This is a genomic window from Caminibacter profundus, from assembly GCF_054657155.1.
The window spans coordinates 126,577-152,383 of sequence record NZ_BAAHXC010000001.1; the positions used below are offsets into that span (position 1 = coordinate 126,577).

At 28.9% G+C, this 25,807-nt stretch carries 26 protein-coding genes and 1 CRISPR repeat array (1 of these 27 cut by a window edge); of the genes, 17 read left to right on the plus strand and 9 right to left on the minus strand.

Annotated features, from left to right (window positions below; genetic code table 11):
• Positions 1-543: a CRISPR direct-repeat array (repeat unit 36 nt; unit sequence GTTACAAACAATGACCCGATTCAAGGGGATTGAGAC) (it extends 2,158 nt beyond the left edge of the window).
• Positions 544-1,267: 724 nt separating this feature from the next.
• The 6 genes from cas10 to csx2 all read left to right on the plus strand — a co-directional run bounded on the left by cas10 (position 1,268) and on the right by csx2 (position 7,949).
• On the plus strand, positions 1,268-3,529 hold the full coding sequence (gene cas10 / locus ACYQ1U_RS00700) for a type III-A CRISPR-associated protein Cas10/Csm1 (protein WP_459883280.1): 2,262 nt from the start codon (positions 1,268-1,270) through the stop codon (positions 3,527-3,529).
• Positions 3,522-3,938 (plus strand): type III-A CRISPR-associated protein Csm2, encoded by a 417-nt coding sequence (gene csm2, locus ACYQ1U_RS00705; RefSeq protein WP_459883281.1) that lies wholly within the window; start codon positions 3,522-3,524, stop codon positions 3,936-3,938. The genes cas10 and csm2 overlap by 8 nt, the downstream gene beginning before the upstream one ends.
• A 13-nt stretch (positions 3,939-3,951) precedes the next feature.
• Entirely contained in the window at positions 3,952-4,773 is an 822-nt protein-coding gene (gene csm3, locus ACYQ1U_RS00710) for a type III-A CRISPR-associated RAMP protein Csm3 (RefSeq protein ID WP_459883283.1), read from the plus strand.
• 3 nt (positions 4,774-4,776) lie between these two features.
• Positions 4,777-5,640, plus strand: a complete 864-nt coding sequence (gene csm4, locus ACYQ1U_RS00715) for a type III-A CRISPR-associated RAMP protein Csm4 (protein WP_459883284.1) — start codon at positions 4,777-4,779, stop codon at positions 5,638-5,640.
• Positions 5,622-6,647 (plus strand): RAMP superfamily CRISPR-associated protein, encoded by a 1,026-nt coding sequence (locus ACYQ1U_RS00720; RefSeq protein ID WP_459883285.1) that lies wholly within the window; start codon positions 5,622-5,624, stop codon positions 6,645-6,647. The genes csm4 and ACYQ1U_RS00720 overlap by 19 nt, the downstream gene beginning before the upstream one ends.
• A 108-nt stretch (positions 6,648-6,755) precedes the next feature.
• Positions 6,756-7,949 (plus strand): TIGR02221 family CRISPR-associated protein, encoded by a 1,194-nt coding sequence (gene csx2 / locus ACYQ1U_RS00725; protein WP_459883287.1) that lies wholly within the window; start codon positions 6,756-6,758, stop codon positions 7,947-7,949.
• A 183-nt stretch (positions 7,950-8,132) separates the two neighbouring features.
• On the opposite strand, the gene ACYQ1U_RS00730 is transcribed toward csx2, so the two are convergent.
• The 5 genes from ACYQ1U_RS00730 to ACYQ1U_RS00750 form a co-directional block, all read right to left on the minus strand.
• A complete protein-coding gene (locus tag ACYQ1U_RS00730; protein WP_459883289.1) occupies positions 8,133-8,549 on the minus strand; it encodes an RrF2 family transcriptional regulator in 417 nt (138 codons plus the stop codon).
• A 2-nt stretch (positions 8,550-8,551) separates the two neighbouring features.
• A complete protein-coding gene (locus tag ACYQ1U_RS00735; protein ID WP_459883290.1) occupies positions 8,552-8,977 on the minus strand; it encodes a DUF4395 domain-containing protein in 426 nt (141 codons plus the stop codon).
• Positions 8,978-8,991: 14 nt separating this feature from the next.
• Complete coding sequence (locus ACYQ1U_RS00740) at positions 8,992-10,164, minus strand: OmpP1/FadL family transporter (protein ID WP_459883291.1); 1,173 nt, start codon at positions 10,162-10,164, stop codon at positions 8,992-8,994.
• 315 nt (positions 10,165-10,479) lie between these two features.
• A complete protein-coding gene (locus tag ACYQ1U_RS00745) occupies positions 10,480-10,785 on the minus strand; it encodes a hypothetical protein (RefSeq protein WP_459883292.1) in 306 nt (101 codons plus the stop codon).
• Between the two features lie 176 nt (positions 10,786-10,961).
• Positions 10,962-11,246, minus strand: coding sequence for a hypothetical protein (locus ACYQ1U_RS00750; protein ID WP_459883293.1), 285 nt, complete (start codon positions 11,244-11,246; stop codon positions 10,962-10,964).
• A 364-nt stretch (positions 11,247-11,610) separates the two neighbouring features.
• Here ACYQ1U_RS00750 and csx20 point away from each other — a divergent pair, with 364 nt between their 5' ends.
• On the plus strand, positions 11,611-11,985 hold the full coding sequence (gene csx20, locus ACYQ1U_RS00755) for a CRISPR-associated protein Csx20 (RefSeq protein WP_459883294.1): 375 nt from the start codon (positions 11,611-11,613) through the stop codon (positions 11,983-11,985).
• On the plus strand, positions 11,985-12,368 hold the full coding sequence (locus tag ACYQ1U_RS00760) for a hypothetical protein (RefSeq protein ID WP_459883295.1): 384 nt from the start codon (positions 11,985-11,987) through the stop codon (positions 12,366-12,368). The genes csx20 and ACYQ1U_RS00760 overlap by 1 nt, the downstream gene beginning before the upstream one ends.
• Before the next feature lie 53 nt (positions 12,369-12,421).
• Here the strand turns inward: ACYQ1U_RS00760 and ACYQ1U_RS00765 are convergent, their stop codons facing one another.
• The 4 genes from ACYQ1U_RS00765 to tatA form a co-directional block, all read right to left on the minus strand.
• Entirely contained in the window at positions 12,422-14,077 is a 1,656-nt protein-coding gene (locus tag ACYQ1U_RS00765; protein WP_459883296.1) for an ATP-binding protein, read from the minus strand.
• A gap of 79 nt (positions 14,078-14,156) precedes the next feature.
• Positions 14,157-16,010, minus strand: a complete 1,854-nt coding sequence (locus tag ACYQ1U_RS00770; protein ID WP_459883297.1) for a DUF505 domain-containing protein — start codon at positions 16,008-16,010, stop codon at positions 14,157-14,159.
• 454 nt (positions 16,011-16,464) lie between these two features.
• Complete coding sequence (tatC, locus tag ACYQ1U_RS00775; protein WP_459883299.1) at positions 16,465-17,199, minus strand: twin-arginine translocase subunit TatC; 735 nt, start codon at positions 17,197-17,199, stop codon at positions 16,465-16,467.
• Entirely contained in the window at positions 17,192-17,422 is a 231-nt protein-coding gene (gene tatA / locus ACYQ1U_RS00780; protein WP_459883301.1) for a twin-arginine translocase TatA/TatE family subunit, read from the minus strand. Before tatA ends, tatC begins: the two co-directional genes overlap by 8 nt.
• Before the next feature lie 83 nt (positions 17,423-17,505).
• On the opposite strand from tatA, the gene serB reads away from it, so the two are divergent.
• From serB to pheA, 9 genes are all read left to right on the plus strand, one after another.
• Positions 17,506-18,126 (plus strand): phosphoserine phosphatase SerB, encoded by a 621-nt coding sequence (gene serB / locus ACYQ1U_RS00785; RefSeq protein WP_459883303.1) that lies wholly within the window; start codon positions 17,506-17,508, stop codon positions 18,124-18,126.
• Positions 18,127-18,200: 74 nt separating this feature from the next.
• Positions 18,201-19,145: a transaldolase gene (locus ACYQ1U_RS00790; RefSeq protein ID WP_459883305.1), complete on the plus strand. Its 945-nt coding sequence runs from the start codon at positions 18,201-18,203 to the stop codon at positions 19,143-19,145.
• Between the two features lie 2 nt (positions 19,146-19,147).
• Positions 19,148-20,266 carry a type IV pilus twitching motility protein PilT gene (locus tag ACYQ1U_RS00795; protein ID WP_459883306.1) on the plus strand — a complete coding sequence of 373 codons (1,119 nt, stop codon included), beginning with the start codon at positions 19,148-19,150 and terminating at the stop codon, positions 20,264-20,266.
• A 53-nt stretch (positions 20,267-20,319) separates the two neighbouring features.
• A complete protein-coding gene (locus tag ACYQ1U_RS00800; RefSeq protein WP_459883308.1) occupies positions 20,320-20,856 on the plus strand; it encodes a 50S ribosomal protein L25/general stress protein Ctc in 537 nt (178 codons plus the stop codon).
• A 53-nt stretch (positions 20,857-20,909) separates the two neighbouring features.
• Positions 20,910-21,461, plus strand: a complete 552-nt coding sequence (gene pth / locus ACYQ1U_RS00805) for an aminoacyl-tRNA hydrolase (RefSeq protein ID WP_459883310.1) — start codon at positions 20,910-20,912, stop codon at positions 21,459-21,461.
• Positions 21,462-21,570: 109 nt separating this feature from the next.
• The gene (locus ACYQ1U_RS00810) at positions 21,571-22,593 is read left to right on the plus strand and encodes an LptF/LptG family permease (RefSeq protein WP_459883311.1); all 1,023 of its coding nucleotides are present in this window, start codon (positions 21,571-21,573) and stop codon (positions 22,591-22,593) included.
• Complete coding sequence (gene lysA, locus ACYQ1U_RS00815) at positions 22,583-23,785, plus strand: diaminopimelate decarboxylase (RefSeq protein ID WP_459883312.1); 1,203 nt, start codon at positions 22,583-22,585, stop codon at positions 23,783-23,785. Before ACYQ1U_RS00810 ends, lysA begins: the two co-directional genes overlap by 11 nt.
• Positions 23,782-24,525 carry an HAD-IIA family hydrolase gene (locus ACYQ1U_RS00820; RefSeq protein ID WP_459883314.1) on the plus strand — a complete coding sequence of 248 codons (744 nt, stop codon included), beginning with the start codon at positions 23,782-23,784 and terminating at the stop codon, positions 24,523-24,525. The genes lysA and ACYQ1U_RS00820 overlap by 4 nt, the downstream gene beginning before the upstream one ends.
• Positions 24,526-24,632: 107 nt before the next feature.
• Positions 24,633-25,700 carry a prephenate dehydratase gene (pheA, locus tag ACYQ1U_RS00825; RefSeq protein ID WP_459883315.1) on the plus strand — a complete coding sequence of 356 codons (1,068 nt, stop codon included), beginning with the start codon at positions 24,633-24,635 and terminating at the stop codon, positions 25,698-25,700.
• The last annotated feature ends 107 nt before the right edge of the window (positions 25,701-25,807 follow it).

Genomic DNA, 25,807 nt, shown 5'->3' on the forward strand with positions numbered 1-25,807 from the left:
ACTAGAGAAGTTACAAACAATGACCCGATTCAAGGGGATTGAGACCTATAACTGCTCCTATTCCTTTTAATTCCATCATAAACGTTACAAACAATGACCCGATTCAAGGGGATTGAGACAAACTCTGTGGCCTTCTAGGAAGATGTTAGGTCCGTTACAAACAATGACCCGATTCAAGGGGATTGAGACGAAGAGGCCTCTATGAATCTATTACTTGAATTGCGTTACAAACAATGACCCGATTCAAGGGGATTGAGACATAGCATTACCACCTGAGCCCTTAGGTTTCAGATAGTTACAAACAATGACCCGATTCAAGGGGATTGAGACAAAGTGGCTTTAAATTTTTTTAAGCTAACTGTTTTCGTTACAAACAATGACCCGATTCAAGGGGATTGAGACTATCACATAATTTATTATACATAAACTCCGTGAAGTGTTACAAACAATGACCCGATTCAAGGGGATTGAGACCCACTTTACTTCCATCAGCTTTAAAAATTGTTAGTTACAAACAATGACCCGATTCAAGGGGAGGAGAGCTGTTAAAAAAAACGACAACTGCTTGTCGTTTTTAGGCTCGCACGGGAGGAACGAAAAGCAAAAGATAACTGCTTATCTTTTGCCGTTCTGCACGGCGAAAGTTATGTTTAAACAACTTTACGCCTCCGATGTGCGAATAAAATGAGCACCGCAAGATGGCAGAGACAAAAAACTAATTTGTGCCAGCCGGCTTTTGTCGCAAGCGACATAAAAGCCGTCCTCACTTCGGCACGAAAGCAAAGCAGTTTGCTTTCTAAGCTACGCTTGCCTTGTTCGCCCGATTCAAGGGGACTTTTTGTAGTACCCAAGTAGCCAAGTTCCAAGTTTCGAGTGAAAAATTGAAAATATGAGCGAAGCGAACCTCCGATCACCTTACGGAAATCGGACAGGCGACCACCAGTCAATGAGCTAACTACGGGGTCAGAGGAATTATCGATGTATGGTGGTCGGGGAAAATTGAAAATTAAAAAAAATTAGTTTAATACTCATTACTCAATCCTAAACACTCAATACTTAGCACTACACACTCAAACTACCCACTATGCACTTAACACTAATAACAAATTAACCAATTACGAATACACTATTTTTTATCCCGTCATTTTTTGTCTTCAAAAATCTCTATAATTATAAAAATTTTTAAATTTTTTAGAAAATTTGTAAAATCTGACACTAATTTGATATTTTTTTGTTAATATTATTTTAATAAAAATAAAGGAATGCAATGAAAGATGTAGATAAAATAGCATTAGCAGCTTTTTTGCATGATATTGGGAAGTTTGCTCAGAGGGCGGAGTTTAAATTGAGAGGTGATTTTAATAAAAATATTTATGGATATAAGCATGCAAATTATACAGCTCAGGTATTGCAAGATTATTTTAATGATATAGAAGGTTATCATCAATATGCCTATGAACACCATATAGTTAATGAAAATAGTGATATTAATTCTTGGATAGTAGCAGCAGCCGATAGATTAGCAAGTGGATTTGAGAGGGAAAGGTTTAATAAATATAATGAGCTGGAAGAAAAAGAAAATTTTAAAGAACAAAGACTTTTTGGACTTTTTGATGAAAATGAAAGATATAAAATAGCAAAACTTGATGTTGAAAATATTTTTTATGCAAAAGAGAAAGCAAAAGAAAATGAATATATTTCTCTTTGGGATGATTTTAAAAAAGATTTAAAAAAATTAAGAGATACTGACGGCAATCAAATAACCGATTTGATTTCGCTTGATTATTTATTAAAAAAATATACTACTTTTATACCAAGTGCTATAGCATTCAAAAAAGATTCAAATACTCCTATAAAACCAAATGTTCCATTATATGACCATTTGAAAGCAACAGCAATTTTTGCTGCTGCAATTAGTGGATTAGATAATGATAAAAAAGAAAATATTATTAATTATTATAGATTGGGAAAATATGAAGAAAAAAAAGAGTTTATTTTAATAAATGGAGATTTTTTTGGTATTCAGAGTTTTATTTTTAATGATATAGAGGCTAAAAGTGCAAGTAAAGTCTTAAGAGGAAAATCGGCTTTTGTTCAAATTTTAACAAAGGTAATAGCCTTTTATATTATAGAAAAACTAGAACTTAGTTTTTTTAGTATTATTAGCGAGGGAGCAGGAAAATTTGAAATATTAGCACCTAATAATAGTGAAATAAAAGAAAAATTAAAAAACATTCAACAGGAATTAAACGAATATTTTGTTAGAGAATTTTTTGGAGAGACGGGAGTTGGGGTTAGTTTTGTTGAATGTGGATTGTATGATTTTATAATAAAAGAAGATTATAAAAAATTAAGAAAACGATTATCAAAAAAAGTTGAATTAACTAAGCTTAATAAATTTGATCTATTAAATAATGAATATGAAATAAATTGGGATAAAAATTTAAATAATCAAAATCAATGTTTTGCATGTAAAAAAAGAGCGGGAATTGAGAGGAAAGATATTGAAAAAAAAGTTTGTGATAGTTGTTATAGATTTATTAAAATTGGTAAAAATTTAACAAAAATGAAATATTTAGTTTTTACAAAAGATAAAACAGATATTGAAATTTTTAAGGGTATTTATATTAAATTTTTAGAAAAAGATAAAAATCCAAAGGGATTAAAAAACACTGTTGCAATTTATGATATATCAAAAGAGAGTAATTTTAGTGGTTTTGCAAAATGGGAGATTAGTTCGTATGTTGCAGTGGATGAAGAAAAAATATTAACTTTTGAAGAGTTAGCACAGAAAAATTGTGAAGAAGATAGAGGAATAAAAGCACTTATGAGTTTAAAAGCAGATGTTGATAATATGGGACAATTTATTCAAAATAGTGATGTTACGGATTCTTTTGCTAAGTATAATTTTTTTAGCCGTATGATAGATTATTATTTTGGTGTTTATGTGCCTTATCTTTTAAAAGGCAGTAATACATATACAATATTTGCAGGAGGAGATGATTTATTTATACTTGGGGCTTGGAATGAAATGATAAAACTCTCTAAAAAAATAAGAGAAGACTTTTTGGATTTTGTAAAAGGCTCACCTTTAACGCTTAGTGTTGGAATGATACTTACAAAACCAAATAAACCGGTTAATTTTATAGCAAAAGTTAGTGAAGAAGCACTTGAAAAATCAAAAGATATGGATGGAAAAGATGCAATTACTCTTTTTGATGAAACTGTGAAATGGGAAGATTATTTAGATGATAATGGACTTTTAGAAGAGCTTGAAATATTAAATGATAACACCACAATACTTTATAGATTATTAGAACTTGTAGAACTTGGTAAAAAAGTAAAAGATGATCCAAAAGCTACTATATGGAAATCAAAACTTAGTTATCTTTTTGTAAAAAATATGGATACAAATAAAAAAGAAATTCAAGATTTGTTAAAAAATCTGAATTTAATGATAGAAAAATTTCCAGAGGAGACAAAAATGTATTTAAGTGAATTTATTTATAAAAGGAGGAGAAATGTATAATAAAAATCGTCATTTTAATCAAAAACAAGATAAGTTACCGGAAATTAATTTTGATTATGAAACAAATCCACAACTTTTTGGGGATGTTGCTAAAAGTTGGGCAGAGCAATTAGGGAAAGAAAGCACTCAACAAATAAATAAAAGTTCTCAAATTAGACAATTTTATGATAAGGTAATAGAATTGTATGAAAAGAGTGTAAATATTTCAGAAAGTGAATATAAACAAAAAGTATATCCATTTGTAATTATGTTAAATTCAAAAGTAGCTTATGCAAAAACAAGAAAAAAAATAAGTGATACTTTTGTAAAAATGATTAATAATTGTGTAGCTCAATCTAATACTAAAGAAAAGCTTGAAATATTTAAATTATTTTTTGAAGCAGTAATAGGTTTTTATCCAAAAAGATAATAAAGGGGTAAGTATGAAAGCAAAACTTAGATTAATTACAGGACTTCATATTGGTGGTGGTGATGATACTATGAAAATAGGTGGAATTGATAGTAGTGTAATTAAAAGAGAAGTGTTTGTAAATAGCGACGGTTCGATTTGTTATGCACCGGAATATGATGAAAATGGAAATTTAAAAGACGGAGTTAGGAAAATAACTGAACCTTATATTCCGGGGAGTAGTTTAAAAGGTAAAGTCAGAAGTTTGCTTGAATATGCGTTTGGATTAATAAGAGAGCAAAAAAGATTATATGAAAATCATCAAGATGAGAAAAAAAGAAAAAAAGTTGGAAAAGTAATTGATAGTGAATTTATAAAAGATTGTGATGATAAACTATTAAAGAAAAAAGCAGAACTTATAGTCACATTATTTGGTGAAAGTGCGGGAACTAAAAGTAATAAAAAATTGAAAATTACAAGAGCTATTTTTAGAGATACATTTTTAACAAAAGAATCAAGAAAACTATATCTTGAAGAAAAAATAACTTTAAGTGAAGAAAAAGGGGAAAATACTATAAATAGAGTTACTGTTGAAGCAAATCCAAGATTTATTGAAAGAGTGCCGGCAGGGGTTGAATTTGATTTTGAAGTGGTTTTAAGAAAGTTTGAAGACGATAAAAATTTACCACTTGAAGAAACTTTAAAACTTGGGCTTATGCTTTTACAAAATGATGCATTAGGAGGAGGTGGTAGTAGAGGAAATGGAAAGATAGAATTTGATATTTTTAACAATGAAACATTACATGATGATATTAAGAATTTAATAAAAGAAATTGAGAATAAATTAAAAGATTAAAAGATGAAGCTTTTAACTTTAAAAATAACACCTATTAGTAATTTTGCCACTTATCCAAAAGGTGATACAATTTTTGGTCAGATAGTCAGTTATCTGTATTTAAAAAATGATAATACATTTGATGATTATTTATTAAATGAACCAAAACTAATAGTTTCTGATATGATGCCTTTTGGGTATGTTTATAGACCGACTTTACCGCTTGATTGTTTTGAAACTGAAGATAAAAAAGAATTAAGAAAAAGAAAATTTATTAGCATTAACGATTTGCAGGATGGAAATTTAAATTTAGATACTTGTGAAAGTATAGAGTTTCTAAAAAATGAAGTTGTTATTAAAAATTCTATCAATAGAATTACTTTTTCAACTGATGAGGGAGATTTTGCTCCTTATGGAAATGTTGAGATTAATTTTTTTAGAAATCTTTGGATGTTTGTTTTGGTTGATGATGATATAAAAGATAAAATTTTGCAAGTTATAGAAGATATCGGAAAATTAGGTTTTGGTAAAGATGTAAGTATCGGAAAAGGTAATTTTAAGATTGAGGAAATCAAAACTCCTATAAGAGAAATAAATTCAAATTATTATATGAGTGTATCGCCTACAATTTTGAAAGGTTACAAAAAAGCTTATTATGATACCTTTGTAAGATTTGGTAAATTTGGATTAGATAAAGCGTTTGATACTGCATTCAAAAAACCTGTATTAATGGCTGATAGTGGTGCAATAGTTAAAATAGATAAAAAAGTTAGATATTTTGGAAATGCTTTAAATAATGGATATAAAGAGAAGCCATCATTTTTACAAGGTTATTCAATTGCTATTCCATTTAAATTCAAGGATGAAAAATGTTTAAGTGTAAAATAACAACGCTTTCACCTATTCATATAAGCAGTGGAAGAGAATTTGAATTATATTTTAATATGCTTCGAGATGAGAATTTTGTATATCTTTATGATGAATTTGAAATTGCAAAATTTTTTATATCAAAAAATATTGAAATACCTTCTAACTTTAATGAATTAAAAAAACTTATTGAAAGATTTCAAAAAGAAATAATAAATGCTAATATACATTTTAGAAAAATTGAAAATAATTTAAAAATAACAAAGCCGTTATTAGAACAAATCTCTACAGCTTCAAAACCAATAATCCCAGGAAGTAGTATAAAAGGGGCAATTGAAAGTGCTATATTTGATTTATTGGTAAATAACAGTCAAAGAGTTATTGATATAAAAAATGTTTTAGAAAAAAAGATATTTGAAAAAGATAGATTTTCTGATTTTAGAGGTAAAGCAAAACATACATTTGATAAAGATTTTAAAAAGATATTTACATTTTTAAAGTTTAGTGATAGTTATGAATTATTAAAAACAAAAATATATAAAACAATAAATATTAAAAAAGATAAGAATAAACAAAAATATAGAGAAGACAGGGTTAAACAAATTTCAAACTTAGTAGAGGCGATCTCTCCTAATCAAACTTTTTTTATAGATTTTAGGGATATTAGTATAAATTATTTTGATAAAAATATATTTCACAATATTGGTAGTATTTGTAATGAATATTATATACCAAAAATAAATCAAGATATAAAATTTTATTTTTATAAAAAAGGTTCAATTAATACATCTAATCTTAAAGATTTAAATAATAATAAATTTATTTTAAATGTGGGAAGATTTGGAGGTGCAGAGAAGAAATCCATAGAAAAATTCAGATATATAAAAAGATCAAAAGCAGAAAACAAAACAACAACAAGTGCGGTTACTTTTGCTTTAGAACAAAACGTGACCCCTCCATATTTTGAGAATGAACTAATTCCTTTCGGATGGCTTTTATGTGAAATTATTGAGGAGAAAGAGATATGAATTTTATCTTAACATCTTGCTATCTTATTGCTTACAAATTTATTTGAAAAATTTCAATATATTCCCAAATGAAGTTTATAAATATTCTAACAGCTATAAGGAATAAAAATGTCAAAAATATTAATATCTTCAATAGGAACAGGACAAAAAAAAGATGGAGGATATAGATTAGCAAAATATGAATATAATGGAAAAGTAAAAGAAACACCTTTTATTTCAAAAGCTTTGTGTGAATTTTTAGATATTGATAAGTTATATTTAGTTGGCACAAGTGGTTCTATTTGGGATAGTGTTTATAGTGAGTTTGGAGGAAGTGATGAGGAGGTTGAATTAGAATTATATGAAAAGCAAGAACAAAATGTAATAAATGAAAAAGACTTAGAAATTATAGAAGAACAAATTAATAAATTTTTGAATAGCAAAAATTCTAAATGTTTTTTAATTGAGTATGGAGTTAATGAAGATGAGCTTTGGAAAAATTTTGAAATATATTTAAGAATATTTGATAATATTGAAAAAGATGATGAGGTTTATATTGATATTTCTCATTCATTTAGGTCATTAGCACTTCTAAGTTTTGTAATGCTTCAATTTGGAAATACTATTCGAAAAAAAGATTTTAAATTAAAAGGTGTTTTTTATGGAATGTTGGAGTATAGTTCTCAAAATAACGGAATAACTCCTGTTGTTGATTTAAAGATATTATTTGATTTGATTGAATGGATGAAAGCTATTGAAAATTTAACTAATTATGGAAATGCAGATAAAATTGCTATGCTTGTTAATGATAAAAAAGAAAAAAATCTTTTCAATAATCTTTCCTTGTCTTTAAGGATGGCAAATTTAGCAGCAATAAAAGATAATGTTAATAGTTTGGCTAAAAAATTAGCTATTATAGAAACATCAAATAACAAAATAGTAAAATTGCTTTTGCCTGAATTATATAATTTTATCAATAAACTAAATAAAGAAAAACATTCAGATTTTCAATTAGCATTGAGCGAGTGGTTTTGCGAACATAAGCATTATGCTCTTGGATATTTAGCTTTGATTGAGGCAATAGTTTCTAAAGTTTGTGAAGTTAAAGATTATGATGTTTTGAATGAAGAAGATAGAAACAGAGCAAAAAAAGAAATTAGCAGTATTGATAAAGCATTATTTTTTGAAGTTTATAGAATCGCAAATAGAATTAGGAACGATATAGCTCATCAAATTGGTAAAAGAAAAAGTTCATTATTAAGTGATGCTAATAGTCTAAAAGGTTTTATAGAAAAAACTAAGAGAATTTTTAAAAACTGTTAGTTTTTTAGAAAATAAATGTTTTATATTATAAAATCAGCATAATAAATGTGGCTTATTTACAATTTATTCTTTCAAATCTGTATATGTTACAAAAGTTAGTATTATGAATAATGATAATATTTTTGTCTTTGTAAAGCAAAATAGATAGTCCAAACTGTAAAGAAGTAGGGGTAATGGTGAGTATTAAATGTAGTACATATTCTCATTCGCAGCTTTTTGTAAATATTCAGAAAAACAAGTAATTGGTTTAGAGAGAAATATTTGCATATGTGCTATAAAGTCATTCCAAAAAAGTCTGAGTACCGGATTGTCAGTTCTACATATATCTTCGCAACATTGTGTTTCAACACTGTTAATGATATCCAATATTGTAATTTCTGACGGATCTTTAGCTAAAAGATATCCACCATGTGCGCCTCTTATACTTTTTAAAATACCATTCTTTTTTAAAGAGACTAAAATCTGTTCCAAAAAATTTTTTGGAACCTTAGCCTCATTAGAAATTTTTTCAATAGAAAGAGGTGTATTATTACCTGCGTGCTGATACAAAACAAGCATTGCTGCTACGGCATATGCACCTTTAGCTGTAATTCCTGCCATATTTATCCTTTTATTTTTATAAAAAATCCATACATTACACAGCCAATACAAAAATTAAAAATCACTTCAAGTCCTATACACAATAATAGAATTATACTAATAAAAATGGCAATTTTGTCAATTTCAAATAAATAAAGCAATAGAATTAAAACTGTCATTAAAAAACCAAAACGCACTGCAAAACGTTTTGGTGCAGCATCTTCCAATTTTGGTGATATTTTTAAGATTTTTATTATCATTTTAGATAAAATAAACAAAGGTGCATATTTTGCCGAAAAAATAGTACGAATAGCAAGTTCCAACACTACAGGTAATAACCAAATTATATTGTTTTCACTTACAAAAAGCAGTGTAAATATAAAAAGAAACAATCCGCTCAAACGCAAAGTATGCGTATCGATCTTTTCAAATGATATAGGACAAACCATATTCATCTCCTTTCTTAATATCTATAATCTAAACCAAAACTAAATGAAGATTGCCTATTAGAAGCTTCAATTCCAGCAAATGACTCAGTTACTTTTGGAGCATAAACATATGCCGCATTTATTTGAATAGCATTATCTACTTTATATGATGCTCCTATACCGTAGTGGGTTTGTGTTATAGCTGGAAACCCTACAAGATTAAAAAATGCAATTTGCTGACTTTTAAATGGAAAACCTTCTACTATACCATCTTTATATTCTTTATTGTGAAGTGGTGATTTTGCATAGCTGTAACCACCTCTAAATGTCCACTTTTCATTATAATTCCAAGTCGCTCCAAAAGAGATTACATTCTGATCATCCCACTGAAAATCTTTGTAACCATATGCTTTTGACCAAAATATACGTTTGTAGTCAGCTTCAAAACGCAAACTATCAAGGTCATATGCTACTCCTATACCTGCTTCAGCAGGTTGTGTAAGAGTCAAGTCATCTTTTATCCCATCAAAATTAAAATCAAACACTCTTTTGTACTTCATTTTTACTTCTGAATTATAAGTCAAAGCAAAATCTATATTTTCATTAAATTCATAATAAGCCCCAAGATGATAGCCTATTCCTATATGACTATCTCCATCACTGCCTAGGTCAGTACCATCATATTGATTAATCATATGCATCTCAAGATTTCCATAAGATATGTCTATACCTCCCCCCAATGAAAGCTTCTCAAAACTTCTTGCATAAACGGTACTGAGTTTTGCATATATAAGATGTGTTTTCATACCCGCAAGCCCTTTTTGAGCAGGTTCATCACTATAATCAACACCCATTCCACTTACTGAAAATAGTCCAACACCAAAACTGCTCTTATCATCTATATACTTAACATATCCAAGATATGGAATAACTTCAAAATCACTCTTACTTTTTGCAACTTCACCACTGGCATTATTATTTTTGGCAGTTACAGTTGGCATAAATAGTGTAGTTCCGATTGAAAATTCAGACTTTGAAGCCTTAGTTAATAGAGCTGGATTTATAAAGATAGATTCCACTCCAAGATATGTAGAAGAAGCAGCCCCTGCAAGAGCTCTTGATTTTGTACCAGCACCTATGAGATTGTCACCCTGAGTAGCAAAAAGCGTTATTGATAAAACAGTAGATAAAACAATAGTTTTTTTCATTTTACTTCCTCCTAAACAATTATTTACTTAACAATTGCCTGCATTATAATCAATGAAGAAGTTAATGTCAAGTAATTCTATCGACATTATAGATTTTATTTTGTAATAAATTGTAAAGTGTTAAAGTGGATAAGATAGTTTTTTTATTATTAGTGTTTTTATGAAAAAGATAATCCTGGTATTTTTTTGGGAAGAAGGTTTGTTTTGAAAAAATCAAAAAGAGAGATAATACCAATTGACAATGGAAAATGGACAATGGAAAATGATGAAAAATATTGAAATAATGGCAGTTTTAAACATTTTTAAAGTAACTAACTAATTGAGAATTGGTATTAGATCATACTTTAGAGCATTTTTACCATTGTAAGAGCAAAATATAGAAGCAGTCTGTGTTGCCTTAAGACTGTCAAATAGAGGTTGACGATAGGCATAATTAAATCCTATCGAAAGTTTATGACTAGCTCGATGTCCTGCACCAATTGTACCGTACCAAATATCATTGTATTTAATGGTATCACTGTCACCGGTGATTGTGTATCCAATTCTTCCAAAAACAAAGTTTTGTCCTACTGGCTTATAAACATCGGCTTGTATGCTATAATCATTTTCTCCAGTACCCAAACTTTTTCTTTATCGGCTGTTGCTATTTTAATAATGAATGAAGTCTTTAAATAGACGCCTCGTGTTGGAACGAATGTATAGCCGGTATTTAGAAGAATATCTCCAAGCCCTTCCGTTGTTGTACGTTTAGAAGTACTGGTAGGATTTGACGGATTAAACGGATCACTATTAACTGTTTATAGATAGGTAGGTTTTGATGGAAGAATTGGTACAGGACCTGCTGATGTCCAAGTAAAGCTTCCTTTGCTATTGATTTGAATATAAGGAACAGTTACTGATGCTGAGAACATATTTTTTTTATAGGTTGCAATCACAGGGACATAATAGATATATGTCGTAGTGTCTGTACCATAATTTCCCTCACTATATGTTTCACCAATTGATAATGTAGTACTACTTACAGCATAGGCTGAACAGCTTAATGCAGTATAAAGTGCAAATGAGCGCACAAAACTTTTCATAAATACTCCTTATAGATTGATTAATCAGGTGCTAAAGCCAAAATAGGGCAGGAGAGTATTCCTATTAAATCGGCTCATTCTGTTCAATATTAGTAAAAACTATTTTAGAAGTCAAGAAGGTTAGCTTCAACCAAATTAAATTAGTAATATTTATTTCTTTTGAATCTAAAAAAAATTTAGATATAGTAATAAAAACACAAGTAATAAAAACACAAGTAATAAAAACACAAATTTATTCAATTGTATTGCTTATGCAAGAAATATTTCGCTCATGCAAATAAAGATAATAGGTTTGAAGAAGTAAAAAAAGATATAAATGTACTGTTTGCTAAATATAAATTAATTTATAAGTATGGAGGATAGAATGAAGCTTTTTTTATTTTTTTCTCATAATCTGACCCAAGAGCAGATAAAAGATGCTGAAAGTCTTGGTATCAATGAGTTTGTATCACTTCCTCATAAATTGCAGTATCTTTGGAGTAATGTTCCTCCTGAACTTGAAGATCTTGAAGAGTATGTAATACCATTTTATGAATTTTTGAATATTAATGCAAAAAAAGGTGATTATGTATTAGTCCAAGGTGATTTTGGTCTTAGTTGTAGGTTAGTTAATTATTCAAAACAAAAAGGATTAATCCCTATTTATGCAACATCTAAAAGAGTGACAAAAGAGATAAAAAAAGAAGATAAAGTTATCAAAATTAGCGAATTTAAACATATAAAATTTAGGAGATATTAATGTTTGAGTGGCTATTGTCAGATTTGGTTACGGCATCTCTTAATTTAATCACACTTTTAGGAGTTGGATTTAATATAGCAATATTTTTAAGCGAAAAGAAAAAAGAAAAAACAATAATTGATATTATTTTAAAAGTCGAAGATAAAAAATACAAAGCAAAATATCCTCTTTTGAGAAAGTTTGTTAAAAGAAGTGAAATTAAGGGAGTTTTGAGGGATTTATTAGTTGATCAGCATAAAGGATTTTCATTAAAATATTTATCGGATGAAAAGTTTATAAAAAATGTAATAGATATTCAAAAAGGCAAAGGAAAAGAAATAATTATTGAATGCACAAAAGAAGAATTCGAAATATTTAATGAAGAAAATTTTATTGTTATTTAATTTTGTTTTAAGGATTAAGATTGACTTGCTTTTTATTTTTTTTCTTAAAACATTTAAATTTGTTCAAACTCCCATTTTGTTATGTTTTTTTCTTTTTCATTAAAGCATATTCCAAGTAAATAAATTTTAGGATTTAGGTTTGAAGATTTAGGATTTAGGTATTTTTCATAATATTTTTTCTTTTTTATCTGTTCTAATGCCCCACATCCATTGTCCATTAATTTTAAATTCCCATCTTCATTTTCCATTTTCCATTTTCTATTTTCTATTAACTTTTCACTTTCCACTTTACACTTGGAACCTGGAACTTGGAACTTGGAACTCTCCACTTTACACTTTTCACTTATAACTTTAAATTCTATTATATATATCTTATCATCCACAAACAAACTCAAGTCAATTCTTCCTTTATTCGTTACATCTTCTCCTATAATATCAAATCCAAGAGCTTGAAGGTATGTATATACCACACTTGCATAAAAACCTTCATAACTTTTTATATATGTTAGATTATTATATGGAATTGAAGCAAATATCTGTTTTAAAGTATCGATAAATTTTTCTATATCTTCATTTATCAAAGCTTCATATAAATCTATCTTTTCGATAGGTTGTTTGTCATATAAATATTCAACTATAACATCTGAAAAACTGACTTTTACCTCTTTATTTGGAAAGTATAGAGTATAAAAAGAACCAAAAGGAGTTTTTTGAACTGATTTTATTGTAAGGTATCCAGCTTGATATAAAAGAACCTCAATATCAATATTCTCTACATCAAATACATCAAGCAGTTTTTCATCTACTTTTAAGTTGCTTATTTTTGGAAGATAATAATTGTTTTTTTGAATAAGTTTAATCAAAAAACTTGGATTACCACTGCTAAACCAATAATTTTTAAATTCTTTTGTTTGAAAATATTGAAGCAGATCAAATGGATTAAAGACTTTATCTTTTAAAAAATAATATCCATTATACCAATCTTTTACTTCTTCTAAATTTACATCTACTAAAAACTCTTGAAAATTGTTAATTATCTCTTCTTCTGTAATTCCGCAAATATTTCCAAATTTAGAGAGTAAAGATATATCGCTTAACATATTTAGACCACTGAAAATACTTGCTTTGCTAAACTTAGAAACACCTGTTAAGAATGCAAACTGAATATATTCATCACTGCCTTTAATAATAGAATAAAGCCCTTTTATAAATTCTCTATGTTTTTTTGCCTGATCTAAATTTTCAATTACATCAAGTATGGGTTTATCATATTCATCTATTAAGATTACTACCCTTTTATTGTGTTTCTCTTTTGCTTTTTGAATTAACTCTTCAAAGCATATAAATAAATTATTACTCTCACATTCAACTTCTAATTTTTTTTGATTATCAAGAAGAGCTTTTTTGAATTTTGCTTCTAAATCGCTAATAGTTCTTAACTTTCTTCCATCCCAGCTGATTTTAATTACAGGATATTTTTGAAACTCCCATTTATCATATATAAAAAGACCTTTAAACAATTCCTTTTTACCCTCAAATAGACACTTCATAGTATCAAGAAGCAAGGATTTACCAAATCTACGAGGTCTAGCTAAGAAGACATATTTATAGGAGTTTATTAAGCTAAATATATCTTGTGTCTTATCCACATAAACATAATCTTCACTTCTGATTATTTCAAAACTTTGTATTCCAATAGGGAGTTTCATAAAGGCCTTTTTGATAATTATATCAAATTTTAATGAAGATTTATTAGTAGAGGTATATTACCATCAAAATAAAAGAGGCTTAAGAGTTTAAAGCCTCTACTGCTTTTAGCATAAGAAGCCCTGCTTCATTTACGCTATTTCTTCCAAGGTATTTAGCTTCTCTTGCAGCAATATATGCTTTTTCGAATGTTTCTTTAGATAGACCTGATTTTTTGATAGCTTCTTTTATATTTTCAGGCAGGATTCTTACTTTTTTCTCTTTTACATACATACTTCCACTCTCAGCTATTGCTTTTACTACTCTATAGATTGTAGGATTGATAGGTGCTCCAAAACCTTCAGGCACTCCACTCATAGCCTCATCCATCATTTTTCCATATTCAGTCTCGATTATGTGACCATCTGGTAATACTTCGATAAATCCTTTTGCTTCAAGTTTGTCAATTGCTTCAAGGATTTTTCTTTTTTCATCTTCATCTTTGCCTTCAAGTATATTTTCACAAGTAATACCGCTCTCAGGAATCATTTTGAAAATAACCATTTCATATTTTGTCATAAATGGTAACTTTTTATGAGTTGTAAGTTCTTCGTAAAGCAGTCCTGATTTGCTTGGTTCATAAGTTCCTAAAATTCTCGCACGTCTTGCCTCTTCAATCCATTCTCTGTTTGGGGCGCTAAATATTTTATTTGAAATTGCAAGAGTTTTAACAGCACTACTTGTAATAGCTCTTTCGTCTTTTTGATCTTCAATTACTCTCTCGCCATCAGGAGTCACAAAGTATACTGCTTTTCCTTTTTCATCAATACCTTCAGTAATTAAGCCAAATGCTTCAAGGCTGTATAGATATTCTCTAAGATCAAAGTTTTCATCAAACCATTTTTTCTTGTCTTCTAAATCTTGGAATTTTTTAGCAATAATTTGCTTTGTTTTTGGCATTTCATTTAGTCTTTTGCCGTATTTTTCGATTATTTTTTTATACTCTTTAACTTTTCTATCAATTAGTTCAGCTTTAATTTCATCAAATGTTGGTGTTTCTTCTGGATTGTTTGGTACTTTTTCATCCCATATTTTTTTGATTGTTTTTAAAGTTTCTATTTCTTCTTTAGTAATTGCAAAAGTTTTTAGAGGTAATTCGTTTTTATCTTTGTAAATTCTATAAACTTCAAGAGCATATTCACCAGCTTTTGTAAGGTTATCAATATCAGCAATATATCCTAAGCTTTCAAGATTTGCTAAAGAATCAATATCAATTTCCTCTCCGTCAGCAACTTTTGCAATATCTTCTAGTATTGAGAGATCAAGCACACTTCCTTCACTTGCCCATCCACCATAAATTAAGGTGTTTTTTATTGCTTGTCCGAGTTCAGTAAATGTAAAATAGTCTCCATAAGGAATCGAATATGCAACTATTCTCATAGCTTCAAGTAAATCTTTTTTGTTTCCTTCAACTGGAAGATAGTGTGCATCAGTTGGCCCTGTAGGAGATTTTCTGATATATTCAGCTAAGCTAGCATCAATTGCAAGTTCTGGATTTATAATTTTGTATGCTTCATATAAATCTAGTGCTTCTTTTGTTAGTTCACCATTCTTTGCAAATCCTCTTTTTTCTAGTTCTTCATTTGAAATTTTAGTAGTTTTATTTTTGTTTTTTATGCTAGCGTCTATCATTGCGATAACTTCACTGCTAACCCATTTAAAGTTATCTTTCCATTCATCAATATTTTGAATATTGTCTTTTACTCTATTTAATACATCAGCTACAATTTGTCCTCCGTATGTAAACTCAGCTACTGCTGGCATAGGGTATCTAATAATTCCACTTAAATTTAACACTTCAAGTGCTTCATTGTTTAGATCTTCTGTTTTTATTGTTTTTGTGTTACTATTTAATAGTTCTAATATAATTTTTGCTGCTTCTTTTTTGATTACCATTGCGCCCCTCCTCATTATTTTTTGTAATTATAACACTTTATTTTATTTAAGTCAATATAACTAAAGATTTGTTAGTGGTTAATTTTATAAAAAATTATATGGGATTGGAAATTGAGATAAAAAGATTGGTAGAGGTTGTAAAGGTTATTAAGGGTTAATAGGGGTTAATATAGGTTAGTATGGGTTAGTGTGGGTTGGTATGGGTTATAGAGGTTGTAGAGGTTATACCAATTTTAATATGATTGGATAATAAAAAATCTTACATAAGTGACATAAATCCAATATTTTTAATTTCCCATCCAGACTAGCTTCAAGTCGGGCAAGTTTTTCTATTTTCAATTTTCAATTGGTATGAAACCCCTAATACCTCTAATACCTTTAATACTCATAAAATAATACTTCTAATACTTCTACAACATTAACTAATAGAAAAGAAAGAGAAGATAAGTAGTAATTAGTTTTGCTGAGTTTCTTCTTTTTCTGGATTTACTACCTTAGCAATTAATATAGAGACACCATAAAGAACAAGTAAAGGTGCTGCCATTGCAAGCTGAGAGAATAAATCAGGAGGAGTCAAAATAGCTGCAAGAATAAAAATAATAACAATAGCGTATCTTGAGAAATCTTTTAGAGTTTTATCAGTTACAAGACCGAGCTTTGCCAGAAAATATGTAACTACCGGCATTTCAAATGCAATACCAAATCCAAGCATAAGCTTACCAAAAAAGCTTACATATTCACTCATTTTTGGCATTGCAGTAAACTCACTTCCACCAAATGTTATTAGCATCTTAAATCCAACCGGAAATACGACATAATAAGCAAACGCAGCACCTAATACGAACATAACAGTACCCCAAAATACAAATGGGAGTATTAATTTTTTTTCATGGTCATATAGTCCAGGGGCTATGAAAGCCCAAATTTGATAAAGAATAAATGGTAAACCTAAAAAGAGCCCAGCAAAAAGCGAAATCTTTACTGCTGTAAAAAATGGCTCAGCAAGTCCTGTAAAGATTATTTTGCTTTCTTTTTTAAGCTGTAATGCTTCAAGCAGTGGCTGGCTCATCCAGGTAAATATATCTTTCCAGAACATAAATGCCACAAAAAAGAATAGAAAATAAATAATTACTATTTTTATAAGCCGAGAGCGAAGCTCAGCTATATGAGGCTTAATATCTTCAAGCATTTTTTTCTTTTGTTGTTGTAGAGTTTGTTGTAGTTGTTTGATTTTCTATTTTATCTGTTTGAGCTGTTTTTACATCAGCACCTTCTTCACCTTCTTTTACCGCATCTTTAAAGTTTTTTATACCTTTTCCAAGGCCACTTGCAAGTTCTGGGATTTTTTTACCACCAAAAAGTAATAATACCACTAATAAAATAACAATGATTTGCCAAGTACTAACACCCATAATCAATCCTTTTTTAGAGAATTTTAGCATAAATTATATAAATGGTAGTATTCTTTGATAAAATTTTATAAAAAAGGAGATGAATGAAGCTTGCTGTATTTGATTTTGACTCAACTTTAATGGATGGAGAGACTATTGATTTTTTAGCTGAACCTCTTGGACTTAAAGAAAAAGTAGCATCTATTACTGAGATGGCTATGAAAGGTGAGCTTGATTTTTTTGAATCACTTATAATGAGAGTAAAACTGCTTGAAGGTTTGGAAGAAAAAAAAGTAGATGAAATATGTCGTAATCTTCCATTTATGCCGGGTGCTGATGAGATTATCAAAGCTTTAAAAAAGAATGGCGTAAAGGTTATGGTATTTAGCGGTGGATTTAGAAATGCTACAAGCTATGCAAGAGAAGTTTTAGGTTTTGACGCTGATTTTAGTAATAAGCTGCATTCAAAAAATGGGATATTAACTGGACTTGTTGGTGGGGAGATGATGTTTTCTCATTCAAAAGGTGATATGCTAAAAAGAATTCAAAATATATTAGGAGTAACTCCTGAAGAAACTATGGTTGTTGGTGATGGTGCAAATGATTTAAGTATGTTTGAGTATGCAGGAACTAGAGTCGCTTTTTGTGCAAAAGAAATTTTAAAAAAACATGCTAACATTATTATAGAAGAAAAAGATTTAACAAAAATTTTGGAATTTTTATAGAAGAGGTGAAAAGATAAAAGAAAATAATAGAGAGTTAAGTATTTGATGTCCAAATTTAAATAAAAGGAGTGAAAATGACTAGTATTTGGGTTGATTATCTTGATAGAGAATTTTTAGATACGACTTTTAAAGAGTGGGTGGAAAATGGTTTAGTAAATGGTCTTACAAGTAATCCTGCTATTTTTGCAAATGCCTTAAAAAAAGATGTATATAAAGAAGATATTGAGAAACTAAAAGGAAAAAGTGCTAAAGAAATTTATGAAGAGATAGCAGTTAAAGACATTCAAAAAGCTTGTGATATTCTTGAACCTTTATATAAAGATGGAAATGATGGGTATGCAAGTATTGAGGTTGATCCGAGATTAATTAATGACGCTAATGGAACTATTGATGAAGCGTTAAGACTATATGATAAAATAGGGAGGGAAAATGTAATGATAAAAATTCCAGCAAATGAAGCTGGATATAAAGCTATAGAAGAACTTGCTAAAAGAGGAATAAATATCAATGCAACTTTAATTTTTTCTCCAAATCAGGCTATGAGAACACTTGAAGCAATGAGTAAAGGAGATATTGCAGGGGTTATTTCTGTATTTGTTAGTAGGTTTGATAGAAAATTAAATAATGATCTTGCAATGCAAAATCTTGCAAAAGATAGAGTAGGTTTTTTTAATGCAATAAAAATTTATAATCAAATAGAAGCAGCTGGTTTTGAAAATATAAGAACTCTGTTTGCTTCAACTGGTGTAAAACAAGAATACTTACCAAAAGACTATTATGTGCAAAATTTATATCTTCCTCATTCAGTACTTACATTGCCTCTTGATGTAATTGAAGAGATAAAAGATAAAGAACTAGAAGAATCATTTAATTTTCAAACAAAACATATTGATGCATTTTTTAGCTTTTTAACACCTGCGGGAATTAGTCTTCAAAAAGTTTATCAAGAATTATTTGATGAGGGAGTGAAAGCTTTCGATAAGGCATTTGAGGATATGTTAAGTTCTATTAAGGCATAGTAATGACAAAAGAAGACCTAAATAAATACCTCTATACTCTTATTAAAAATGAAGGAAGTGACCTTCATATAAAAGCTGGACTAGGAATTAGGGCTAGGATTAATGGAGTATTATATAAAGTAGAGTCTCCTAAACTAACACGTGAAGAAGTTATTGGTTTATTAAAAGAACTTTTAAGAAGTAGATTTGAAGAGTTAGTAAGAGAAAAAGAGATAGATTTTTCTTATAAGCTTGATGAAAATTATCGTTTTAGAGCAAATGCGTTTTTTCAAGTTGACGGACCATCAATTGTATTTAGGGTAATTCCACTTAAAATACCAACTTTAAGTGAACTTAAATTTCCAGAAACTGTAAAGAAGTTTACGGAAATTGAAAGAGGTCTTGTATTAGTGACAGGGGTTACTGGTAGCGGTAAGTCAACTACTCTTGCAGCAATTATAAATGAAATAAATGAAAAAAAAGCAAAACATATAATTACTATTGAAGACCCTGTGGAGTTTATTCATAAAGACAAAAAATCATTAATAAATCAAAGAAGCATAGGAGAGGATACGTTAAGCTTTAGTAATGCTTTACGTGCATCTTTGAGAGAAGACCCAGATATAATTTTAGTAGGTGAGATGAGAGATAGAGAAACTATAGAGATTGCGCTTCACGCAGCAGAGACTGGTCATCTAGTACTTTCTACTTTGCATACTCTTGATGCAAAAGAAACTATTAATAGAATTATTGGAGTTTTTCCAGCAGACGAGCAACAAAGAATAAGACTAGTACTTTCATCAGTGCTTAAAGGAATTATTTCTCAAAGACTAGTACCTACTATTAATGGAAAAAGAGTGGCAGCTATGGAAATTTTAGTTGCAACTCCAAGAATTAGGGATATGATTTTACAAAGTAGAGACCAAGAAATCAAAGATGCACTTGAAGAAGGTAAACTTATATATGGTACTCAAAGCTTTGATCAGCATTTAGTTGATTTAGTGCTTAATAATATAGTTTCAGAAGAGGTAGCGTTAGAGTATGCAACAAGTAAAGATGATTTAAAACTTAAACTCAAAGAACAAAAAATGAAGAGTGGTGAAAAAACTAATTCAAGTTTTATTGAACTTAAAAATGATTGAAAAACTATTGTTTTATGATATAATTTCATTTCTAAAAAACTAAAGGAGATATTATGCTTGAAGGAATAATCAGAGAGAGTACTTCTAAGTCTGCAACTAAAAAGCTTAGAAGAGATGGTTATCTGATTGCAAACATTTATGGTAGAGGTGTAGAAAACATAAATGCTGCATTCAGAAAAGGTGACTTTATTAAATATATGAGAAATAAAGAACATTTAATTTTCCCTGTAAAAGTAGGTGGTAAAGAATTTAAAGTAGTAGTTCAAGAGTATCAAAAAGACCCAGTAACTGGTGATTTACTACATGTAGATTTATTAGTGGCTCAAGATGGTGTAAAACAATACTTTTATGTTCCAATTAAAGTAAAAGGAACACCAAAAGGTCTTAAAAACAAAGGTGTACTTGTATATCATAGAAGAAGAATTAAAGTTAAGTCAACTCCAGAAAACTTACCTGATTTCTTTGAACTTGATGTAACAGATCTTGATGTAGGTGATAATATCTTAATTAGAGATATCGAAATGCCAGAGGGAGTTAATTGCTTCTTAAACCCTTCAATTCCAGTAGTTGGTGTAATTAAAGCTAAATAATCTTCATCCCCTCCTCTTGGGGAAAATGAAAAGTAAAAAGTAAGAAGTGAAAAATGAAAAGTGTAAAATTAATAGTAGGACTTGGAAATCCTGGAAAAAAGTATGAATTTAATCGTCATAATATAGGTTTCTTGGCAGTAGATTACTTAATAGATGAGTTTAGAGCTTCTAAAATTTCTTCAAAATTTAAAGGAGAACTTTTTAAATCAGAAGACTTTCTTTTTTTAAAACCAAATACTTTTATGAATTTATCAGGAGAATCAGTAGTCTTAGTAAAAGAATTTTATAAAATTTCAAATGAAAATATAATTGTGATTCATGATGATATTGATTTAAAACTTGGAGCACTTAAGTTTAAAAGAGGTGGTGGAAGTGGTGGTCACAATGGCTTAAAATCTATTGATGCTCACATAGGTAATGATTATTACAGGGTGAGAGTAGGTGTGGGTAGACCTGAAAGAAAAGAAGAAGTTATAAACCATGTGTTAAGTGATTTTAAAAAAGATGAATTTGAATGTTTAAAAGAGCTTTTTCTTTTAATTAAAGAAGCGATAAAAGATATAAAAAACGCACCAAGTCGTTTTAGCAGAAAAGGATGCAGTTAATAAAGTGAAAAATAAAAAATTAAAAGTGGAAAATGAAGCTAAAGTAAAAAATTAAACCTAAATTTTTCACTTTACACTTTTAATTTTTAACTTTAAATAAGGATTGTAATTGTATTTTGGGTATCTTTTGAAAAAATATCTAAAAAATTTTTTGATAGTGTTGATAGGACTTTGCTCTCTATTTGTAGTAGTAGATTTTTCTTTTAATTTTTCAAAACTCCCACCATCTTCAAACCTTCAAGTTTTGTATGTTTTTTATATGTTTTTATATTCGCTATTTGTGATTTATCCTTTAGCTTTGATTTTTTCATTTTTAATTACATTGAATTCTATGATAAAGTTTAATGAATTAGTTAGTTTTTATTCTCTTGGCTTTTTACCTAGGAAACTTATAAAACCTTTTTTTTTGAGTGCTTTTTTTGTTTTTATTATTATGAGTTTAGCTCAATGTACAAAAATAACATATGCCAATCAGTATGCTCAGGCTATTAAAAACAATATGAACCTAAAAAATAAAAATCTTTTCTTAAAATTTAATAACAATATTGTGTTTATTAAAGAACTAAATCCTATTCTTAAAATTGCTTACGATGTAAAAGTATTTGAGATAGTTAATTCAAAAGTAGTAAAAGTTATAAGTACAAAAAAAGCAGTCTTTAGAAATAATGAATGGCATTCAATTGCTTCGGAAATTTTAGTTTTAAAAGATAATAAATGGCAAAAATTTAATGGAAAAATTTCATTTCTTAAAAACTTTAAACCCAAAATACTTTCAAATCTTAAAACTCTTGATAACATATCTTTTTATGATGCTTATTTGACTATTAGATACTTTAAGGATATAGATTTTAATAAAATTCTTTCTATTGTTTTTTTTAAAATTTTTACACCTCTTATGATGATAGCTTTTATTGTGTATATTTTTGTAGTTGCGCCTATTCATATTAGAGTTTCAAATATATCTCTTTTTATGATAAAATCTGTTACTTTTTCAATTTTTTTATGGGCAAGTGAACTTTTATTATTTAAGTTTGCAAAACAAGGAATACTTGCCTTTTATGTTTTAATATTGCCTTTTGTTTTAGTTTTAGCAATAGATTTTTATATATTAAGGAGAAATAATGAATTTTAAAGAGTTAGCTGATAAATATAGTACCCCTTTATATGTTTATGACTTTGATCATTTTGAAAAACAGTTTTTAGAACTTAAAAAAGCTTTTAAAGCTAGAAAAAGCATAATTGCATATGCAGTTAAAGCTAATTCAAACTTATCAGTTATTAAAAAATTTGCGAGCCTTGGAAGCGGGGCGGATTGTGTAAGTATTGGTGAGGTTAAAAGAGCACTGCTTGCTGGAGTTGATAAGTATAAGATAATATTTAGTGGAGTTGGAAAAAGTGATATAGAAATTGAAGAAGCACTTATTAAAGATGTTTTGATGATAAATGTTGAAAGTGAAGCAGAACTTGAAAGAATTGAACAAATAGCAAAAAAACTAGGTATTGAAGCAAGAATTTCAATAAGAGTAAACCCAAATATTGACCCAAAAACTCATCCATATATTTCAACAGGACTTCATGAAAATAAATTTGGTGTAGATATAGAGAGTGCTAAAAAAATGTATATTTATGCTAAAAAATCAAAAAATCTTAATCCTATAGGAATTCATTTTCATATAGGTAGTCAATTAATAGAACTTGAGCCAATTCGTGAAGCTAGCCAAATTGTATCTGATTTAGTAAGAAGTCTGAGAGCTATAAATATTGATATTAAATTCTTTGATGTTGGTGGAGGACTTGGTATTAGATATAAAGATGAGGAGACTATAAAACCTTATGACTATGCTCAGGCAATTTTAAGTACACTCACAGGACTTGATGTAACAATAGTATGCGAACCGGGTAGATTTCTTGTAGGAAATGGCGGATGGTTTTTGAGTAAAGTTTTATATGAAAAAGTAAATGGAGATAAAAGATTTGTAATTGTTGACGGTGCTATGAATGACTTGATTAGACCAAGTCTTTATAATGCATATCATAAGATTGAAGTATTAAGTGAAGCACAAGAAAAAAGTAAGGCAAATATAGTTGGACCTATTTGTGAGAGTGGAGACTTTTTTGCAAAGGATATAGAAGTACCAAAGACAAGTCCTGGAGATTTGATTGTGATTCATAGTGCTGGTGCTTATGGTTTTACAATGTCAAGCAACTACAATACTCGTCCGCGTCCAGCTGAGGTTGCCATAGAAAATGGAAGTGATAGAATTATTAGAAAAAGAGAAACATTTGAAGATTTAATAGCTCAGGAACTAGAGTATTTGGTATGAGAGGATATTTTATTGATATTCAAGGAACTTTAATCGATGATAAAGATTTTTTGCCTCTTCCTGGGGCTATAGAATTTATTAAATACTTAAAACAAAACAATATTCCTTTTATACTTCTTACAAATAATACAAAAAGAGAGTCAAAAGAGTTTATTGAGTATCTTAAAAATTTAGGATTTGAGTTTGATAATTATCTAGACCCGTTAATGGTTTTAGATGAGGTAATTGAGGGTAAAATTGCTCCATATGGAAATGAAAAGTTTGTAAATATCTTGAGTAAAAATTATGAAATTGACTATAAAAATCCTAAAAATGTAGTTTTAGGCATAAAACTTTATTCAAACGATGAGTTTGCGAAAATTATTGAAAATCTTTTGAGTGGAGCAAGTTTAATAGGAATGCATAAAACTAGTTTATATAATAAAGGTGATAAAAGGTATCCGGGACTTGGGTCAATCTTAGAAATGTTAAGATATGCAACAGGAAAAGATTATGAAATAGTAGGAAAGCCTTCTATTAGATTTTTTAAAAAAGCAAGTGAAGTTTTAGGACTTAATTTTGATAAAATTACTATTATCAGTGATGATTTGTATGGTGATATACTTCCAGCAATGGATTTAGGTATAAAAGGTGTTTTAGTTTTAAGCGGAAAAATAAAAAATGAAAAAGAGATTACTAAAAAACCAGATGAAATATATACAAATATAGGGGAGTGTTTAAAAGAAGGTTGTAGAGGTTAGTAAAGGTTGTAGAGGTTAGTAGGGATTAGTAAACCTCTAATACTTCTAATACCTCTAATACCTTTATTACCTCTAATAACCAATTACTAAAATGTGGAGAGTTGAGAATGGAGAATAAATTAAAAAAACTTAGGGATGAGATTGATAGTATTGATAATGAAATTTTAGAGCTTCTTAATAAAAGAATGGAAATTGTTAAAAAAGTAGGAGAGCTTAAAAACACTACAAATGCTCCTATTTATAGGCCTGAGAGAGAAAAAGAGATAATTGAGAGACTAACAAATATTTCAAAAAAAGAAGGCGGAATTTTAGGAAAAGATGAAATTGAAGCAATTTTTCTTGAGATATTTGCTATTAGTAGAGGTCTTGAGAGAAAAGAGAGAATAGCTTTTCTAGGTCCAATAGGTACTTATACTCATCAAGCAGCAGAATCAAGATTTGGTGCAAATGCAAAGTATTTGCCTGTTATGAATATTGAGGGGGTTTTTAAGGCAGTTGCACAGAAAGAAGCAAAATATGGAGTAGTACCGATAGAGAATAACACAGAGGGTGTTGTAGGTATTACTCTTGATAGTCTAAAAAAATATAATGTAAAAATAGTAGCAGAAATCTGTATGGAAATTCATCACTCTTTTGCTTCTATGTGTGAGGATATAAGCAAAATAAAAAGGATCTATTCTCATCCTCAAGGGTATAACCAATGTCTTGGATTCTTAGAAACTTATGGGCTTTTGGATGTTGAATTTATTCCGACAAAATCAACAGCAGAAGCTGCAAAAATTGCTGCGAAAGACAGTGAAGGTGCTGCAATATGTTCAAAAATTGCAGCAAAACTTTATAACATTCCTCTTCTTTTTGAAAAGATAGAAGATAATAAAGCAAATAGGACTAGGTTTATTATTATTAGTGATTTTAAAACAAACAAAAGTGGAAATGACAAGACATCTGTAATTGCTAAAACTTCGCATAAATCAGGGGCTTTGTTTGAACTTCTAAAGAAATTTAAAGAAAAAGATATAAATTTATTAAAGATTGAGAGTAGGCCGAATAAAGATGATACTTTTAATACCTGGTTTTATATAGACTTTGAAGGTCATATTGATGAGGAGAGTGTATCTGAGATTATAAATGAAGAAAATATGATTTGGCTCGGAAGTTATCTTATGGAATGCTGAAAAAGGTTAGTAGAGGTTGTAGAGGTTAGTAGAGGTTAGTAAACCTCTAATACCTCTAATACCTTTAATACCTAATATACCAATACACAAATAACTAATAAACAAAA